The following is a 17,568-nucleotide window of genomic DNA, read 5'->3' on the forward strand; positions in this document are numbered from 1 at the left end:
GGGCGCGGCGGCCTGGGCCGGCGGGGCGAAGCCCGGGGCGGCGGCCGCCGGGGCGGGCGGCGCCTCCTCCTCGGCGACCTCGCCGCCGAAGTTCTTCAGGAGCGCTTCGAGACCGCCGTCGAAACCCTGGCCGACGGCGGCGAAACGCCAGACGTCCTTCAGGTAGAAGTCGCCGAGCATCACGGCGCGTTCGGTGGTGAACTCCGATCCGGTGAAGGAGTACCGCACCACTTCCTCGCCGCCCGCGACGATCCGGATGTACCCCGGGCCGATCTGGGACATCTGCCCGGCGCCGTCGAGCGTCGCGGTGAAGGAGAGCTTCTGGATGGCGGCCGGGATGCGGTCGAGCGTGACGCGGAAGGACTCGGTGTCACCGGACTGCGCGCCCAGGAGCTGGATGGACTCCTCGGGCGATTTCGGCTGGTTGAAGAAGATGAAGTACCGGTCGTCGGAGAGCTGCTCGTCGGCGTCGAGGCCGAAGCAGCTGATGTCGAAGGTCAGCCCCGGTGCGGCGATCTGCACGCCTACGTACAGATCCGTCCCTGCCGTGAGATCACTGATCCTGGCCTTGTGGCCGCGTTGGAATTCCCTGGCCATGCGTAACGACCGTCCCCCATCCCGAAGGTAAATGCGTCGCGTCAGGCTAACCGCAAACAACGACATCGGACCAAGCCGGTACACACCCGGTACAGAATCGGCGAACGCGTACGGCCCCGGTCACTCCTCGCGGGCGGCGGGCAGCCGGGGCAGCCGCTCGGCCGCCACCACGCCCTCCAGGAACCCCCGGGCGCGCTCGGTGCGCGGATACGCCTCCAGCAGCCGCCAGAAGTCCGGCCCGTGCCCGGGAACGAGCAGATGAGCCAGCTCGTGGAGGAGCACGTAGTCGACGACGTACTCCGGCATGCCCTGGAGCCGGTGCGAGAGTCGGATGCTGCCCTCGGCGGGGGTGCACGAGCCCCAGCGGGTGTTCTGGTTGGTCACCCAGCGCACCGAGGCGGGCCGGGCGCGACCGTCGAAATACTGTGCGGACAGCCGGGCGGCACGCTCGGCGAGTTCGCTGTCGCCCAGGTGGCGCTTGCTCTCCTGGGCGGCGAGCTTGTCCAGCATCACGCCCACCCAGCGCCGCTCCTCCGCCTGCGACATCCGGGCGGGGATGAGCACGATCGTGCGGTCGCCCTCGCGGTAGGCGGAGACCGACTTCCTGCGCCGGGTGGATCTGCGGACCTCGACCGCGCTCGTCGCCGAAGCGCGGGCCGGGTGGGCTGCCGCGCTGCGCTGATGGCTTCCGGCGCTGCGCGCGGGGGTCTCCCCGGCGGAGCCGTACGAGGGGTGGGCGGGCACGCCACGACGTTACCCGCTGTCCGGGAAAGAAGTCCCGCCCGGGAAGGAAGTCCCGCCTGGGAAGGAAGCCCCGCCCGGGAACGGTCCGGCCGCGATCCACTGCTTGTCCGATGAACAGCCCGCACCTGTGGACAACTCCGCGCACAGTTCGCGGCGGGCCCGCATTCTGGCGGTGGTCCTGCGGAAAGAGCGGAGAGATCCGAAGTTCCCCGGGCCGGCAGGTCACCGGGCGCACCCGTGCCCGGGGCATTTCTCGGGGGGAGAAGTCATGTATCCGATGCTGAAGCCCGCACTGCGTCGCGCCTGGCGCGGACGGAACACCGTGCAGTTCGGTGTGACACCCGCGCATGCGGTGACGCTCGGACCGGTGGACATCGCGACGGGGAGCTTCCTGGAGCTGCTCGACGGCACGCGCGGACTGCCGCTGCTGTACGAGGAGGCGCGCGCCCTGGACCTGTCGGAACATCATGTGGACGTTCTGCTGGCTCGGTTGACGGAGGCCGGGCTCCTCGACGACCCGAGGTCGGCCGGTCCGGAAGCCGATGTGCTGCGCCGCCGTGCCGAAGTGATGGACCGCCAGCGCCCCGACGTGGCTTCGCTGTCGGTCGTGCGTCCCGAGCCCGGCGGCGGGCTGCGCCGGATGGGGGCCCGGCGGGAGATGCGGGTGCAGGTGAGGGGTGCGGGCCGGGTCGGGGCGTCCATCGCCGCCGCGCTGTCCGGTGCGGGGGTGGGGCGGGTGGAGGTGCTCGACGGGGGCCGGGCCGAGCCCTGGGACGTGGCGCCCGGGGGCCTCCCTCCGGCGTCCGTCGGGGAACGGCGCGATGTGGCGGCCCGCCGGCTCGTCCGCCGTTCGGCGCCCGGGCCCGGCCCGGCGGAGAGCGCCGGGGAGCCCGGTCTGTCCCTGATCGTCGTCGCGCCCCGGGACGGCCTCGCGGCGTACGCCCCCGTCGCGGACACCGCGGGTCCCTGGATCGCGGCGGGCACTCCCCATCTCTATGCGGGCGTGATCGAGGCCACCGGGGTGGTCGGTCCGCTCGTCCTGCCCGGGGGCACCGGCTGCGCGGGCTGCCTGGAGCTGCACCGGGCGGACCGCGATCCGCAGTGGCCCCGGATGCTGGCGCAGTGGCGTTCCGGGCGGCGGGGAGCGGTGCCCGCCTGCGATCTGGGGCTCGCCACGGCGGTCGCCGGTCTGGCCGCGGCGCATGCCCTGGCGTTCCTGGACGGGGACCTCCCGGCCTGTACCGGAGCGCGCTGGGAGGCCGCTCTGCCGCTGCTGGACTGGCGTTCCGAGCAGATCGGCCCGCATGCGGACTGCTCCTGCGGGGCCGCCGGGGGAGCCGGAGGGGAACGGGTCTCGGGCGGCGTTCCGGCGCAGGACACAATGGCGGGGTGACCGCCGTCTCCGGGTGCCACCGGAGGCCCGAGCGGCACGGCAGTCTGGGAACTGGAGGGGCACACATGTCTGATCTTCCCCGGAAGGCGGTTACGCGTACGGCCAAGCTGGCCGCGCTTCCGCTCGGCTTCGCCGGCCGTGCCACCTGGGGGCTGGGCAAGCGGATCGGCGGGAAGTCGGCCGAGCTGGTCGCCCGTGAGGTCCAGCAGCGCACGGCGGACCAGCTGTTCAAGACCCTGGGTGAGCTGAAGGGCGGGGCCATGAAGCTGGGCCAGGCCCTCTCGGTCTTCGAGTCGGCGCTCCCCGAGGAGATCGCCGGCCCCTACCGGGCCGCGCTGACCAAGCTTCAGGAGGCCGCGCCGCCACTGCCCGCGCGCACGGTGCACGGGGTGCTCGCGGAGCGGATCGGGGAGGACTGGCGGGAGTATTTCCTGGAGTTCGAGGACACGCCGGCGGCCGCCGCGTCGATCGGGCAGGTGCACCGGGCGGTGTGGCACGACGGCCGTGAGGTCGCGGTGAAGGTGCAGTATCCGGGGGCGGGCGAGGCGCTGCTCTCCGACCTCGCCCAGCTCAGCCGTTTCGCCCGGCTGCTCGGTCCGCTGGTCCCGGGGATGGACATCAAGCCGGTGATCAAGGAGCTGCGCGACCGGGTGTCGGAGGAGCTGGACTACGAGCTGGAGGCTCAGACGCAGCGGGAGCACGCGGCGGAGTTCGCGGACGACCCGGATGTGGTGATCCCTCAGGTGGTGCACCAGGCCGACCAGGTGCTGGTGACGGAGTGGATCGACGGGATCCCGCTGTCCGAGGTGATCGTGGAGGGTTCGGCGGAGCAGCGGGACCGTGCGGGGCAGCTGCTGGCCCGCTTCCTCTTCTCCGGTCCGGCGCGCACCGGTCTGCTGCACGCCGACCCGCATCCGGGCAACTTCCGGCTGCTGCCCCCGGTCCAGGACGCGGGGCAGCCGGAGGAGGAAGGCGGCCCGGCCGGTTCGTGGCGGCTGGGGGTGCTGGACTTCGGCACGGTCGACCGGCTTCCGGGCGGGCTGCCCCGGACCATCGGCGACTCCTTGAGGATGGCGCTGGAGGGCGACGCGGCCGGGGTGTACGGGCTGCTGCGCGAGGAGAACTTCGTGAAGGAGTCGATCGACCTGGACCCGGACGAGGTCCTGGACTATCTGCTGCCGATCATCGAGCCCACGCGGGTGGAGGAGTTCACCTTCACCCGCGGCTGGATCCGCGACCAGGCGGCCCGGACAGCGGACCCGCGCTCCCCCGCCCATCAGCTCGGCAGGCAGCTGAACCTCCCCCCGTCCTATGTCCTGATACACCGGGTGACGCTCAGCACGATCGGCGTGCTGTGCCAGCTCGGGGCGACGGTCCGGCTGCGCGAGGAGCTGGAGGGGTGGCTGCCGGGGTTCCTCGCCGAGGCAGCCGAAGCACCAGAAGCAGCCCAAGCGCCGGAGGCGGCCGAGGCATCGGAAGAAGGCGAGCCGGAGGGGGAGGCGGTCCGGGTGTAGAGGCGGGCCGGGGGCGCGCCTCCGGGGTCACCACCAAGCCGGGGGCGCCTCCGTCGTCACCACCAGAGTGAGTCGAGGCGGCTCTCGATCGCGCGGATATGCAGGCGGGCGCAGCTCTCGCAGAAGAGGAGGCGGCGGCCGTCCTCCACGGAGCTGAGCCAGGTCACGGGGACGGTGTCGCCTTCGGCGGTGGCGCCGCACCGGGCGCACACCGTGCTTCCCGTGGCGGGCTGTTCCGGATTCCCGGACTGTTCGGGATTCTCGGGCTGTTCGGGGTTCTCGGGCTGTTCGGGGGGATCGGTCTCCTCGTCCACGTCGCGACGATATCCCCGCGACCGGACGGCCGACAGCGGAAACGCCCCGCGGGGCCGTCCGGGTGTCCGAACGGCCCCGCGGGGCGTGATGGCTGCGCAGGTCAGCGCGTTGACGGTCCGTGCAGGGCCGTCAGTGGGTGACCGTCAGTGCATGACCGCCATGGCCAGCGCGCGGCGGGCGCGCAGCGAGGCGCGCTCCGCCCGGCGCTGCATCCGGCGGGCGGCGAGCAGGCGGGCCGACTGGCGGTCCTCCTGGGCCTCCCGCAGGCGGTCGTGCATATGCGCACGTGCCAGGGCTTCTGGGATGAGTTGCATTTCGCGGGTCCTGTTCTGACGCGAGTCGTTCGCGCCGATGATGGTGACGTCGGGGGTGGCGGAGCCGACGGGCTCCTTCGTGGGGGTGATCATTGGTGCCTGATTCCGGGGGTCATGTGTGTAGGGGCGGTCGATCGTTCCGAGGCGCGGACTGAGGGTGGGGGCGGGGACCCCACAGGTCGCGGTCACGCTGCGACCGGGTTCTTGCGCGGACGGCCACGCGGACGCTTGCGGGCCACGACGACACCCTGGACGAAGAGCTCGCCACCCCAGACACCCCAGGGCTCGCGGCGGTCCTTCGCGCCGGCGAGGCAGGCCTCGACGAGCGGGCAGGTGCGGCAGAGGGACTTGGCGTACTCGACGTCGGCGGGCGACTCGGCGAAGAAGACCTCCGGGTCGTAGGAGCGGCACGGGACGGGCACACCGAGGTTCTCGATGGCGTCGTCGAGCGCGGTGAGCGTGGTGAGCGGGGTCAAGGTGGAGTCCTCCGTGGAGCCGGGCGGCGAGATCGGGGTGGAGAGCGGTACTGACGGGGCGTGCGTTTCGGTGTGCACGGTGGGTGGTGTCCTCGTCTGGTCGTGCCGGCCTGTTGGCCGGTTGGCGGCTTCTGGTACCAGGTCCTGCTTGTCCCGAGGCTCCTTCGTTCCGTTCCGTCCGTTCGGACAAAACAAAAGGGCCGCGGATCCCGAGTGGGGTTCCGCGGCCCTGAAGGCGCCGGCCTGATGCTGGATCAGGCTGGATCACTCCAGGGTTCAGGCCCACGGAAGGCCCACATCGTGTGGTGCTGCATCTGCGTCTTGACTCCGGCACCGGCTGCCGCAAAGGCATAGGCCTGAGCCTGCGCTGCCTTCGCTACTGCTGCCGCCGGTGCCTCGATCGGTCGCTCATTGCGATCCCGCGTCACGGGGAGGCTCGCCGGAGACAGCGGACGGGCGGCAGAAATGCCGGACAGACCGGTGGCGTGGAGCGAGGCAGCCGCGGAACGGGTGAGGCCGAGCGAGCAGGCGGAGACGACCGAAAGACCGGTCATTTTCTGGGTTTCGATGATGCTGATCACTTCAATCGCCTCCTCTCGGCGTCTCATGGGACCGGCCGGAACCGGTCCTGCGTATTCGGATAAGTACAACTAAGTACAGCACGGAGCCAGGGCTTCAGAGAAGTCGCTGTTCCCGTGGTTAAGAACCTATGGTGACGACTGGTGCGGGCGCAAACTATTTTCTGGACGAGTTTTTCTCAGGTCTCGCCGGCGCCCTCCTCGGGCCCGTCACCAACCGTCTCACCTGCGCAGATGGCCAGAACGTCGGCACCGAAGCGGCTCAACTTCCGGTTGCCGACACCGGCGATGACGACCAGCTCGCCCTCGGTGGACGGCACGGCCTCGGCGATCGCCATGAGGGTCTTCTCGGTGAAGACGCAGTAGTCGGGCTGGCCCAGCAGAGCCGCCTGGCCGGCGCGCCAGTCGTGGAGCCGCTCGTACAGCGCCTCGTCCATGTCCGACGGGCACTCCTCGCAGCGCATCAGCTTCATCTCGCCCGCGTCGGTGAGCGTCCGGCCGCAGACCCGGCAGCGCACCGGGCTCCTGGGCTTGCGCTCGACGGCCGGGGTCCGCCCGGCGGCCGCGGCCCGGCCGGTGCCCCGGTCGATCCCGCCGCCCCCGCCGACGCCGCCCCGCGCACCGGACCCCGTCGAGCCCGGCCGCAGCCCGTTCAGGAAGCGGGTCGGCCGTCGGCTCGCCCTGCCCCCCGGCGAGCGGGACAGCGCCCAGGAGAGCGAGAGGTGGACACGGGCGCGGGTGATTCCGACGTACAGCAGGCGGCGCTCCTCCTCGACCTGCTCGTCGGTCCTGGCGTAGGCGATGGGCATCATGCCCTCGGTCAGGCCGACCAGGAACACGGCGTCCCATTCGAGGCCCTTCGCGGCGTGCAGCGACGCCAGGGTCACCCCCTGGACCGTCGGGGCGTGCTGGGCGGCCGCCCGTTCGTCGAGCTCACGCACCAGGTCGGTCAGGGTCGCCCCCGGTTTCGCCGTCTCGAAGTCCTCGGCCAGGCGCACCAGCGCGGCCAGCGACTCCCAGCGGTCGCGCACGGAGCCCGAGCCGGCGGGCGGGCGGGTGGTCCAGCCCTTGGTGGAGAGCACCGCCCGCACCTGGGAGGCCAGGTCCTCCGCCCCGTCGAGGAGGGAGTCGTTGCCCCCGGCGCGGGCCGCGCCGCGCAGGGCGGTGCCCGCCTCGCGGACCTCGGCCCGCTCGAAGAACCGCTCGGCGCCGCGCAGCTGGTAGGGCACCCCGGCGTCCGCGAGGGCCTGCTCGTAGACCTCGGACTGGGAGTTGACCCGGTAGAGCACGGCGATCTCGCCGGCGGGCACGCCCGCGGCGATGAGGTCGCGGATGCGCCGGGCGGTGGACTCGGCCTCGGTGGGCTCGTCCCCGTACTCCGTGTAGACCGGCTCGGGGCCCTTGTCCCGCTGCGAGACCAGCTCCAGGCGGTGGTCGGCGGCCTTGCCGTGGGCCTGGCTGAGGAGGCCGTTGGCGAGGTGGACGACCTGGGGGGTGGAGCGGTAGTCCCGGACCAGCTTGACGACGGTCGCCCCGGGGTGGCGGGTGCGGAAGTTCAGCAGGTGGTCGGGGGTGGCCCCGGTGAAGGAGTAGATCGTCTGGCTGGCGTCGCCGACGACGCAGAGATTGTCCCGGTCGCCCACCCAGAGGTCGAGCAGCCGCTGCTGGAGCGGGCTCACGTCCTGGTACTCGTCGACGACGAAGTGCTGGTACTGGCCGCGCACATGGTCGGCGATGTCTCCCCGGTCCTGGAGGATGCCGACCATCAGCAGCAGCACGTCCTCGAAGTCGATCACCGAGCGGTCGCGCTTGAGCTGTTCGTACGTGGAGTAGATCTGGGAGAGCACCGCCGGATCCCGGGGGGCGTCCCGCTGGGTCTTGGCGACGGCCGTCGCGTAGTCGGCGGGGACGGTCTGGGTGACCTTGGCCCATTCGATCTCGCCGGTGACGTCCCGCAGCTCGGTGCGGTCGAGCCGGAGCTCGCAGCGGGCGGCCGCCTCGGCGACCAGCTGCACCTTCCGCTCCAGCAGCCGGGGCAGCTCACCACCGACTGCTTTCGGCCAGAAATACTGGAGCTGCCGGAGCGCGGCGGAGTGGAAGGTCCGCGCCTGGACGCCGGTCGCGCCGAGCTGGCGGAGGCGGCCGCGCATCTCTCCGGCGGCCCGGTTGGTGAACGTGACGGCGAGGACCGTGGCGGGCTGGAGGATGCCCGCCCGCACCCCGTACGCGATGCGGTGGGTGATCGCGCGGGTCTTGCCCGTACCGGCTCCGGCCAGCACGCACACCGGTCCGTGCAGGGCGAGCGCCACCTCGCGCTGCTCGGGGTCGAGCCCGTCGAGCACGGCGTCCGGGGTCTCGGGGACCCGCGGGAAGAGGGTGGAGTGCGTTGCTGCTGTCACCCCGCCATGCTGCCAGGTCCCCGGGGGCGGATGCGGCGGTCGTCCACAGGCGTGAGCCATTAGTCATACGAGACACGTACCGGCACACCGGCACACCAAGGCGCCTGCCGGCCCCCCGGGAATGGGGGCCGCCCTCCGTACGTTCCTTAATCTTGCGGGAGCGCTGCGGTGAGCGGCCGGTCCGCATGTGACGCTGCCGGCCGCGCAGCGGTACGGACGAGACGAAGGAGCGCCAGCGACATGGCGGGCACTGTGACGATGTACAGCACCACCTGGTGCGGCTACTGCCGTCGGCTGAAGAGCCAGATGGACCGCGAGGGCATCGCGTACAACGAGGTCAACATCGAGCACGACCCGGAGTCGGCCGCGTTCGTCGAGAAGGCGAATGGCGGAAACCAGACGGTCCCCACGCTGCTGATCGTGTCCCCCTCGGGCACCGAGTCGGTCATGACGAACCCGTCGCTCGCCCAGGTGAAGCAGGCGCTCGCCGCCTGATCCGGCGGAGCGACGCCTGCCCGTCGCGCGTACCACTGCCCCCGGCACCGCCGGGGGCAGTCGTGTGTCCGAACAAAGGCGCGGACCTCAGGCGGTCCGCTTCACCGCACCCGGCTTCGGGAGCGGCTTGCCGTACCAGAGCTCGATCAGGCGGGACGCGATGGAGATGCCGAACGGGGGCATGATCTCGCCGGACTCGAAGGCGGCGGTGAGGTCCTCGCGGGAGAACCAGCGGGCCTCCTCGATCTCCTCGCCGTCGACGGTGATGTCGAAGGAGGTGGCCCGCGCCATGAAGCCGAGCATCAGGCTGGAGGGGAACGGCCACGGCTGGCTGGCGATGTACTCGACGTCGCCGACGGTGATCCCGGCCTCTTCGTAGACCTCGCGGGCCACGGACTGCTCGATCGACTCCCCCGGCTCGACGAATCCGGCGAGCGTGGAGAAGCGGCCCTCGGGCCAGTGCACCTGGCGGCCGAGCAGCGCCCGGTCCTGGTCGTCGGTGACCAGCATGATGACCGCCGGGTCGGTGCGCGGGTAGTGCTCGGCCCCGCAGGCCTGGCAGCGGCGGATGTGGCCGGCCGCCGCGATGACGGTGCGTTCGCCGCAGCGGGAGCAGAAGCGGTGGAGCCGCTGCCAGTTCTCCAGGGCGACGGCGTGCACCATCAGCCCCGCGTCCCGGGGGCCCAGCAGCAGGCCCGCCTCGCGGAGTCCGGCCGGGCGGGCCGACTGGTCCATGCGGCCGGGCAGCGAGTCCTTCTGAAGCGCGAAGTAGCTGACGCCGTCCTCGTCGGTGCCGAGGAAGTACCGGTGGGTCTCGGTGACCGGGGCCTCGAAGGCCGGGGTCATGACGATCTCGGTGCCCCCGTCGGGGGTGTCGTCGATCAGCACCTGCCCGCCGGAGACGACGAAGACGCGGGTCGTCGGGTGGCTCCACGCCACGGCCAGCCACGCCTCGTCGAGACGGTGGTGTGCCGCGCGGTCGATGCCGCTCGGCGCGGTGAGGCCGATCGGGCGGTCTGCGGTGGCGTTGTCGAAGGTGCTCACAGGTGCTTCCTACTCCCCCTGGGTGGATCGGGCGTACGGAGGTGGGGCGGGGTTCATGGCCGGACACGCCCGAGCGCCGTGGCCAGTTCGCCCCACAGGTGGGCGGTCGTCTCCACGCCCTTGAGCAGCAGGTCCAGCTCGACCTTCTCGTCGGGCGCGTGCCAGCCGTCGGAGGGTACGGAGATGCCGAGGAAGAGGACGGGGGCGCCGAGCACGTCCCTGAGGTCGGCGGCCGGGCCCGAGCCTCCTTCGCGGGTGAAGAGGATCTTCTTGCCGAAAGCGCGGCCCATCGCGCGGGCGACGGCCTGGAGGGCGGGGTGGTCCAGCGGGGTGAGGCAGGGGCGGGTGGCGGGCTGGAAGGCGATGGTGTGCCGGATGCCCGCCGGAATGCGGGACTCCACCCAGGCGCGGACGGCCTTCCGCACGTCGTCGGGGTCCTGGCCGTCGACCAGCCGGAAGCTGATCTTCACCAGGGCGGAGGAGGGGATGATCGTCTTGCTTCCGGCGCCCTGATAGCCGCCGCCGATGCCGTTGACCTCGGCGGTGGGGCGGGCCCAGACGCGCTCCAACGTGGAATATCCGGCCTCGCCGGACGCGGCGCCCGACTTCGCCGTACGGAGCCAGGTCGCCTCGTCGAAGGGCAGCTCCGCGAACAGCGCCCGCTCGGTGTCGGTGAGGTCGGTGACCCCGTCGTAGAAGCCGGGGATCGCGACGTGGCCGTCCTCGTCGTGGAGGGCGGCGACCAGCCGGGCGATCTCGGTGGCGGGGTTGGGGACGGCGCCGCCGAACGATCCGGAGTGGATGTCCTGGGCGGGCCCGTACAGCTGGATCTCGCACTCGGCGAGGCCGCGCATGCCCGTGCAGACGGTCGGGGTGTCCTCGCCCCACATGCCGGTGTCCGAGACGATCACCGCGTCGGCGGCGAGCCGGTCGGCGTGCTGCTCGGCGAGGGCGCGGAAGTTCGGGGAGCCGGACTCCTCCTCGCCCTCGATCAGCAGCTTGAGGTTCACGGCGGGGGTGGTGCGGCCGGTCACGGCGAGGTGCGCGCGGACGCCCAGGGTGTGGAAGAACACCTGGCCCTTGTCGTCGGCCGCGCCGCGCCCGTACATCCGGCCGTCCCGGATCACCGGCTCGAACGGGTCGGTCGCCCAGCCGTCCTCCCGGGCCGCGGGCTGCACGTCGTGGTGGCCGTAGACCAGGACGGTCGGGGCGCCGGGGTCCTCGCTGGGCCACTCGGCGAAGACCGCCGGGGCGCCGGGGGTCTCCCAGATCTCGGCGACCGGGAAGCCGATCTCCTTGAGCTTGGCGCTCAGCCACTCGGCGCTGCGCCGTACGTCCCCGGCGTGCTCCGGCTGCGCGGAGACGGAGGGGATGCGCAGCCACTCGGCGAGGTCGTCGAGGAAGGCGGCGCGGTGCTGTTCGGTGTACGTACGGACGGCGCTGTCCGGGGTCTCGCTCATGCTCTTGAGCCTATCCGTCCCCGGGGTCCGGCTCGTCCAGCAGGATCCGCTCCAGCTCGGCCCGGCCCGGCAGCCCCTGCGGATGGACGGTCTCCCCCGTGCGTACGTAGAGGAACGTGGCGGTGACCGCGGCGAGCGGCAGATCGTGCAGCTCGGCCCAGGCCAGCCGGTAGACGGCGAGCTGGAGCGGGTCGGCGGTGCGGTGGCGGGTGGTCTTCCAGTCGACGATCTCGTAGGTGTCGCCCGTGCGGTAGACGGCGTCGATCCGGCCCCGGATCACCCGGCCCGCCAGGGTGATCTGGAAGGGGGTCTCGACGCGGTACGGCGTGCGCCGGGCGTACGCGGTGCGCTCGAACGCCTCCTTCAGCTCGGCGAGGTCCCGCTCGTCGGCGATCTCGGCGTCGCTCCCGTCGCCGCCGGGCAGCTCGTCGGGGCCGAGCATGGGCAGCGGCAGCTCCTCGTACCGGGACTCCACCCAGGCGTGGAACCGGGTGCCCCGGCGGGCGGCGGGCTGCGGCGGGCGGGGCATGGGGCGGGCCAGCTCCTGGGCGAAGGCGTCGGGGTCCTCGGCCAGGCGGAGCAGCTGGGTGGCGGAGAGGGCGGCCGGGATGACCACCTCGCGCACGGTGGCGCGGGCGCGGCGCAGCTCCCCGGCGAGGGCGTCCAGGTCCCGGTCCCAGGAGTCGAGGGTGCGGGCTTCCTCGGGGGTGAGGCGGTCGGCCGCATCGGTGGGTTCCGGGACGGGGCGGGCTGCTGGGGTCTCCGGGGTCAGCCGCTGCTCCGGGTCCTCCTGCGGGTGGCGGGCCGCCGGGATGTGCGGTGATGCTTCCGGGGCCGGTGCCCGCTCCCGTACGGGCTCCGAGGCCGTGCCCGGAACGGGTTCCGCGGGGCGCTCGCTGGGAAGCGCGTCCCAGTCCCAGTCCTCGTCGGCCGGTGGCTCGTCGAGCGGAGGTTCCTCGTCCCAGGGTTCGTACGCCGGTACGTCGTCGGGTCCGGGTCCGTACCCCGGCGCCTGCTCGTCCCCCTGGACGGCCATGCGCTCCAGGTGCGCCAGCACTGTGTCGCGGGCGGCCCGGCGGCGGGCCAGGGCGTCGGCGTCGAGCGGCAGCGGCCAGGCCAGGTCGGCGTCGCGCTCCGCGAGGGCCGGGTTCTCCTCGTCCTCGGCGGGCTCGTCCGCCCAGGCCTCGATCTCGCCGTGGCCCGCCGCGCAGTGCTCGTACAGCGCTTCCAGGAAGGCGGACGGGCCGCGCGTCTTCTTCTGGGACGGGCCCCACCAGTGGCCGGAGCCGAGGAGCAGGGAGCGGGGGCGGGTGAAGGTGACGTACCCCAGGCGCAGTTCCTCCGTGTGCTGGTGCTCCTTCATCTCCTCCTTGAACGCCTTGATCCCCTTGGCGTCGTACGAATCCAGTCCCGGGAGCGTCGCCGCGTCGCCGCGCAGGGCGTGCGGGAGCACCTTGGCCTGGGCGGTCCAGGCGTCCCGGGACTGGCCGCTGGGGAACTGGCCGGTGACCAGTCCGGGGACGGCGACGACGTCCCACTCCAGGCCCTTGGACTTGTGGGCGGTGAGGACCTTCACGGTGTTCTCGCCGCCGGGCAGCGCGTTGTCGAGGCCCTTCTCGTACTGCGCGGCGGTCCGCAGGAAGCCGAGGAAGGCGAGCAGCGACGCCTCCCCGTCCAGCGAGGCGAACCGGGCCGCTATGTCCAGGAAGTTGGCCAGGGTCTCGCGGCGGCGGGCGGCCAGCGCCTGCGGGGAGGCGGACAGCTCGACCTCCAGGCCGGTGGTGGCCAGGACCCGGTGCAGCACGTCCATCAGGGGGTCCGCGAGCGAGCGGCGCAGGTCGCGCAGCTCCCGGGCGAGACGGGCGAAGCGAATGCGGGCCTCGGCCGAGAACGGCAGCCCGTCGTCCGCCGCGTCCCCGGCGATGAGGAAGGTGTCCAGCGCGTCCGCGAGCGATATCACCTCGGCCGGGTCCGTGCCCTCGACGGCCTCCGCGAGCCGCCGGTCCGGGTCGGCGTCCTCCCCCTGGGCGGCCCGGTGGACGAGCAGGCGGGCGCGGCGGCCCAGCAGGGCGAGGTCGCGGGGGCCGATGCGCCAGCGCGGTCCGGTGAGGAGGCGGACCAGCGACGCGTTGGCCCCCGGGTCCTGGAGCACCTCGCAGACGGCGACCAGGTCGGCCACCTCGGGCAGATGCAGCAGCCCGGCGAGGCCGACGACCTCGACCGGGATGTCCCGGGCGACCAGGGCCGCCTGGATCGCGGGGAAGTCCCCGGCGGTGCGGCACAGAACGGCGATCTCGCCGGGCGGGGTGCCGGTGCGCACGAGGTGGGCGAGGGAGTCGGCGAGCCAGTCGATCTCCTCGGTGTGCGTACGCAGCAGGGCGCAGCGGACCACGCCGTCGCGCTCGGCTCCCGGCGCGGGGCGCAGCGCATCGACGCCCTCGTGCATCGCCCGCAGCGGTTCGGCGAGGCCGTTGGCGAGCTGGAGGAGGCGGCCGCCGCTGCGCCGGTTCTCGCTGAGGCTGTAGCGGGTGGCGGGGGTGCCGTCGGCGTGCGGGAAGTGCTCGGGGAAGTCGTCGAGGTTGGCGACGGACGCGCCGCGCCAGCCGTAGATCGCCTGGCAGGGGTCGCCGACAGCGGTGACCGCGTGGCCGGTGGGCGCGGGGTGGTCGGCGCCGGAGCCCGTACCACCGCTGCCGAACAGCGCCGAGAGCAGCAGCCGCTGGGCCACCGACGTGTCCTGGTACTCGTCGAGGAGGACGACCCGGAACTCCTCGCGCAGGATCGCCCCCACCTCGGGCCGGGTGAGGGCCAGCTCGGCGGAGAGAGCGATCTGGTCGCCGAAGTCCAGCAGGTCCCGGCTGCGCTTGGCGGCCCGGTAGCGCTCGGTGAGGCCGAGGAGCGCGCGGCGGGCCTCGGCGGCCTCGGGGATCTTGCGCAGGTCGGCGTTGCTGAGCTTGGCGGCGGCCAGGTCCCGCAGCAGCTCGGTGTCGTACGTCTCCAGCGTCTCCGGCCGTACGAGGTGTTCGGACAGCTCCCCGTCGAGCGCGAGCAGATCGCTGACCAGGGTGGAGAAGGAGCGCGTGAGCGCCGGATACGGACCCGGGGCCTCGCGCAGCACCTTTGCTGCCAGCTGGTAGCGCGTGGCATCGGCGAGGAGGCGGGTGGAGGGCTCCAGGCCGATACGCAGGCCGTGCTCGGTGAGGAGGCGGCCGGCGAACGCGTGGTACGTGGAGATGGTGGGCTCGCCCGGAGGGTTGTCCGGGTCGATGACGTCGGGGTCGGTGACGCCGGCGGCGATCAGCGCCTTGCGGACGCGCTCGGCCAGCTCGCCCGCCGCCTTGTTGGTGAAGGTGAGGCCGAGGACCTGCTCGGGCGCGACCTGTCCGGTGCCGACCAGCCAGACCACCCGGGCGGCCATCACCGTGGTCTTGCCCGACCCGGCTCCGGCCACGATCACCTGCGGGGCGGGCGGCGCGATGATGCAGGCCGTCTGCTCCGGGGTGAACGGAATCCCGAGGAGCTCCTTGAGCTGCTCGGGATCGGTGATGCGTGAGGACACCCCAACAACGTTAACCGGGACCGCTGACAACCCCGTACGAACCGGATGCGGCGGCTGATCCACCCCCTGGCGACCGGATGCGGCGACTACTCCACCACCTGCCGCCCCTCCGGCTGTGCGCTGCACGAGGCCCGGAAGGTGCAGTGGGAGCAGTGCGTTCCGGTGGTGGGCGTGAACCGTTCGTCCAGGACCTTTCCGGCGGCGGTGGCGAGCAGGTCGGAGACCCACTCCCCCGCGAGCGGTTCCTGGGCCTGAACCTTGGGGAAGGCTTCGCCGCCCTCCTTCTTGGGCGCGGGCTGCCGGAGCTGGACCAGTTCGGCACCGCCCGGTTCGGGGCGGTTGCCGTCGAAGACCTCGTCGACCGCGCCCTCGCGGACGGCGAGCTGGTAGACGGCAAGCTGGGGGTGGGCGGCGACCTCGTCCTTGGTGGGGGCGCCCTTGCCGGTCTTGAAGTCGACGACGTACGCCCGGCCCTCGGCGTCCTGTTCGACCCGGTCCATGGAGCCCCGGATGCGGACGGCGTACTCCCCCGCCTCCAGCGTCACGTCGAAGTCGTGCTCGCTCGCGGTGGGGGTCCGGCCGGCCCGGTCCAGGACGTGCCAGTGCAGGAAGCGTTCCAGGGCAGCGCGGGCCTGGTCCTTCTCCTGCTCGGACTTCCAGGGGGCGTCGAAGGCGAGGCCGTTCCAGACGGAGTCCAGCCGTTCCATCAGGACGTCCAGGTCGGCGGGGGTCCGGCCGGAGGCGACCTCGTCGGCGAGTACGTGGACGACGTTGCCGAACCCCTGGGCGGCGGTGGCCGGGGCGTCGGCCTTCACCTCGCGGCCCAGGAACCACTGGAGGGCACAGGTGTTGGCGAGCTGTTCCAGAGCCGAAGGAGAAAGGGAGAGAGCCTGGTCGCGGTCGCGTAGCGGGACGGCGGAGCGGGTCGGCTCCTCCAGGCCCCACCAGCGGTACGGGTGGGCCGCGGGCACCAGCGGCTGGCCCTCGTCGTCGGTGAGCGCGGCGAGCCGGGCGAGGCGGTGCGCGGCGGCCTCGCGCAGCGCGTCGGACGCGGCCGGGTCGACGGTCGTGGCGCGCAGTTCGGCGACGAGCGCGGCGACGGCGAGGGGGCGGCGCGGGCGGCCGGTGACGTCGCGGGGTTCGACGCCCAGCTCGGTGAGGAAGCGGGAGGGCTGGTCGCCGTCGTCGGCGGGGGCCTTCACGGCGGTGACGATCAGGCGTTCGCGGGCGCGGGTGGCGGCGACGTAGAAGAGGCGGCGCTCCTCGGCGAGGAGGGCGCCGGGCGTGAGGGGTTCGGCGAGCCCGTCGCGGCCGATCCGGTCCGCCTCCAGGAGGGAGCCCCGGCGGCGCAGATCGGGCCAGACGCCCTCCTGGACCCCGGCGACGACGACGAGCCGCCACTCCAGGCCCTTGGCGCGGTGGGAGGTCATCAGGCGTACGGCGTCGGGGCGGGCGGTCCGCCGGGAGAGGGTGTCGGCGGCGATGTCCTGGGCGTCGACCTCCTCCAGGAAGTTGAGGGCCCCGCGCCCGCCGGTGCGCTCCTCGGCGCGGGCGGCCGTGTCGAACAGGGCGCACACCGCGTCGAGATCGCGGTCGGCGTTGCGGCCGCCCGCCCCGCCGCGCAGCGCGGCCCGCTCCAGCCTGCCGGGCCAGGGCGTGCCGTTCCACAGGGTCCACAGGGCCTCCTCGGCGGTGCCGCCGCCTTCGAGAAGTTCGCGGGCCTTGCGCAGAAGCGCGCCGAGGCGCTGCGCGCCGTGGGCGTACGCCGGGTCGTGCGTGACAAGGCGTTCGGGTTCGGCGAGGGCGCGGGCCAGCAGCTCGTCGGAGGGGGCGGGGACCCGGATCCCGGCGGCGCGCTCCTCGTCGCGCAGGGCACGGCCGAGGCGGCGCAGGTCGGCGGCGTCCATGGAGCCGAGGGGTGAGGTGAGGAGGCTGAGGGCGGTCTCGGTGTCGAGCCAGGAGGACGTCCGGGCCCCGGCACGACCCGCCCCGCCAGTCCCGCCCGGGTCCGCCCCGCCGATGTCGCCCGGGTCCGCCCCGTCCACCTCGTCCTGTTCCGGCCCGTCCGCCTCGTCCTGGTCCCCCTCCGGGACGCGGTGCAGCGCTGCCGTCGCCACCGCCCGCAGAGCCGTCAGCAGCGGGGCGACGGCCGGTTCGTGGCGCAGCGGGAGGTCGTCGCCGTCGACCTCCAGGGGGACGCCGGCGGAGGTGAGGGCGCGGCGGACGGCGGGCAGCGAGCGGCCTCCGGCCCGTACCAGCACGGCCATCTCCTGCCACGGAACCCCGTCCTCCAGGTGGGCGCGGCGCAGCAGGTCCGCGATGTTCTCCAGCTCCGTGGGGGCGGTCGGGTAGGTGTACGTCTCGACGCGGCCGCCGTCCCGGACGGCGTGCAGCTCGCGGTGGGCGCGGACCGTGTCGGCGGGCAGCCGGGTCAGCGGCATCCGCCGGGTGAGCAGCCGGGTCGCCGCCAGCAGTCCGGCCCCGGAGCGGCGCGAGGTGGTGAGGACGCCCACGGGGGCGGGGGTCCCGTCCGCCCGGCGGAAGGTGTCCGGGAAGTCGAGGATGCCGTTCACGTCGGCGCCCCGGAAGGTGTAGATCGACTGGTCGGGGTCGCCGAAGGCGATCAGCGTCCGCCCGCCACGCGCAGCCTCGCCGCGCACGCCCTCGCCGCGCACGCCCT

Annotated in this window: 14 protein-coding genes; 3 read left to right on the top strand and 11 right to left on the bottom strand. The window is 73.1% G+C overall.

What is annotated here, in order from left to right:
• Positions 1-597: TerD family protein (locus A3Q37_RS34635; RefSeq protein ID WP_141693644.1), on the bottom strand; the 597-nt coding region annotated here is incomplete at its 3' end.
• 120 nt (positions 598-717) lie between these two features.
• A complete protein-coding gene (locus A3Q37_RS34640) occupies positions 718-1,341 on the bottom strand; it encodes a M48 family metallopeptidase (RefSeq protein ID WP_065491115.1) in 624 nt (207 codons plus the stop codon).
• A 268-nt stretch (positions 1,342-1,609) separates the two neighbouring features.
• Here A3Q37_RS34640 and A3Q37_RS34645 point away from each other — a divergent pair, with 268 nt between their 5' ends.
• The gene (locus A3Q37_RS34645; RefSeq protein ID WP_065491117.1) at positions 1,610-2,734 is read left to right on the top strand and encodes a ThiF family adenylyltransferase; all 1,125 of its coding nucleotides are present in this window, start codon (positions 1,610-1,612) and stop codon (positions 2,732-2,734) included.
• Between the two features lie 65 nt (positions 2,735-2,799).
• Entirely contained in the window at positions 2,800-4,248 is a 1,449-nt protein-coding gene (locus tag A3Q37_RS34650) for an AarF/ABC1/UbiB kinase family protein (protein ID WP_065491118.1), read from the top strand.
• Positions 4,249-4,304: 56 nt separating this feature from the next.
• Here A3Q37_RS34650 and A3Q37_RS34655 read toward each other — a convergent pair whose 3' ends face one another.
• The 5 genes from A3Q37_RS34655 to A3Q37_RS34670 form a co-directional block, all read right to left on the bottom strand.
• Positions 4,305-4,562, bottom strand: coding sequence for a hypothetical protein (locus A3Q37_RS34655; protein WP_065491120.1), 258 nt, complete (start codon positions 4,560-4,562; stop codon positions 4,305-4,307).
• Positions 4,563-4,706: 144 nt separating this feature from the next.
• Positions 4,707-5,066 carry a hypothetical protein gene (locus tag A3Q37_RS34660; protein ID WP_065491122.1) on the bottom strand — a complete coding sequence of 120 codons (360 nt, stop codon included), beginning with the start codon at positions 5,064-5,066 and terminating at the stop codon, positions 4,707-4,709.
• A complete protein-coding gene (locus tag A3Q37_RS34665) occupies positions 5,063-5,431 on the bottom strand; it encodes a WhiB family transcriptional regulator (RefSeq protein ID WP_065491124.1) in 369 nt (122 codons plus the stop codon). The genes A3Q37_RS34660 and A3Q37_RS34665 overlap by 4 nt, the downstream gene beginning before the upstream one ends.
• A 176-nt stretch (positions 5,432-5,607) precedes the next feature.
• Positions 5,608-5,934, bottom strand: a complete 327-nt coding sequence (locus A3Q37_RS36220; RefSeq protein WP_079138120.1) for a hypothetical protein — start codon at positions 5,932-5,934, stop codon at positions 5,608-5,610.
• 176 nt (positions 5,935-6,110) lie between these two features.
• Entirely contained in the window at positions 6,111-8,390 is a 2,280-nt protein-coding gene (locus A3Q37_RS34670; RefSeq protein WP_079138121.1) for an ATP-dependent DNA helicase UvrD2, read from the bottom strand.
• A gap of 180 nt (positions 8,391-8,570) precedes the next feature.
• Here A3Q37_RS34670 and A3Q37_RS34675 point away from each other — a divergent pair, with 180 nt between their 5' ends.
• Positions 8,571-8,825 (top strand): glutaredoxin domain-containing protein, encoded by a 255-nt coding sequence (locus A3Q37_RS34675; RefSeq protein WP_030113660.1) that lies wholly within the window; start codon positions 8,571-8,573, stop codon positions 8,823-8,825.
• A gap of 87 nt (positions 8,826-8,912) precedes the next feature.
• Here A3Q37_RS34675 and nudC read toward each other — a convergent pair whose 3' ends face one another.
• The 4 genes from nudC to A3Q37_RS34695 form a co-directional block, all read right to left on the bottom strand.
• The gene (nudC, locus tag A3Q37_RS34680) at positions 8,913-9,869 is read right to left on the bottom strand and encodes an NAD(+) diphosphatase (protein ID WP_065491128.1); all 957 of its coding nucleotides are present in this window, start codon (positions 9,867-9,869) and stop codon (positions 8,913-8,915) included.
• 53 nt (positions 9,870-9,922) lie between these two features.
• The gene (locus A3Q37_RS34685; RefSeq protein WP_065491130.1) at positions 9,923-11,329 is read right to left on the bottom strand and encodes a dipeptidase; all 1,407 of its coding nucleotides are present in this window, start codon (positions 11,327-11,329) and stop codon (positions 9,923-9,925) included.
• 10 nt (positions 11,330-11,339) lie between these two features.
• Positions 11,340-14,888, bottom strand: a complete 3,549-nt coding sequence (locus A3Q37_RS34690; RefSeq protein WP_065491132.1) for an ATP-dependent DNA helicase — start codon at positions 14,886-14,888, stop codon at positions 11,340-11,342.
• A gap of 86 nt (positions 14,889-14,974) precedes the next feature.
• The coding region (locus tag A3Q37_RS34695; RefSeq protein WP_065491134.1) for an ATP-dependent DNA helicase at positions 14,975-17,568 on the bottom strand (2,594 nt) is incomplete at its 5' end.

Source organism: Streptomyces sp. PTY087I2 (assembly GCF_001687325.1).
Classification (GTDB): Bacteria; Actinomycetota; Actinomycetes; order Streptomycetales; family Streptomycetaceae; genus Streptomyces.

Excerpts from the sequence above, each read along its gene's own strand:
- A3Q37_RS34685 (WP_065491130.1), bottom strand. The coding sequence starts at position 11,329 with ATGAGCGAGACCCCGGACAGCGCCGTCCGTACGTACACCGAACAGCAC.
- A3Q37_RS34675 (WP_030113660.1), top strand. The coding sequence starts at position 8,571 with ATGGCGGGCACTGTGACGATGTACAGCACCACCTGGTGCGGCTACTGC.
- A3Q37_RS34650 (WP_065491118.1), top strand. The coding sequence starts at position 2,800 with ATGTCTGATCTTCCCCGGAAGGCGGTTACGCGTACGGCCAAGCTGGCC.
- A3Q37_RS34670 (WP_079138121.1), bottom strand. The coding sequence starts at position 8,390 with ATGGCTCACGCCTGTGGACGACCGCCGCATCCGCCCCCGGGGACCTGG.
- A3Q37_RS34645 (WP_065491117.1), top strand. The coding sequence starts at position 1,610 with ATGTATCCGATGCTGAAGCCCGCACTGCGTCGCGCCTGGCGCGGACGG.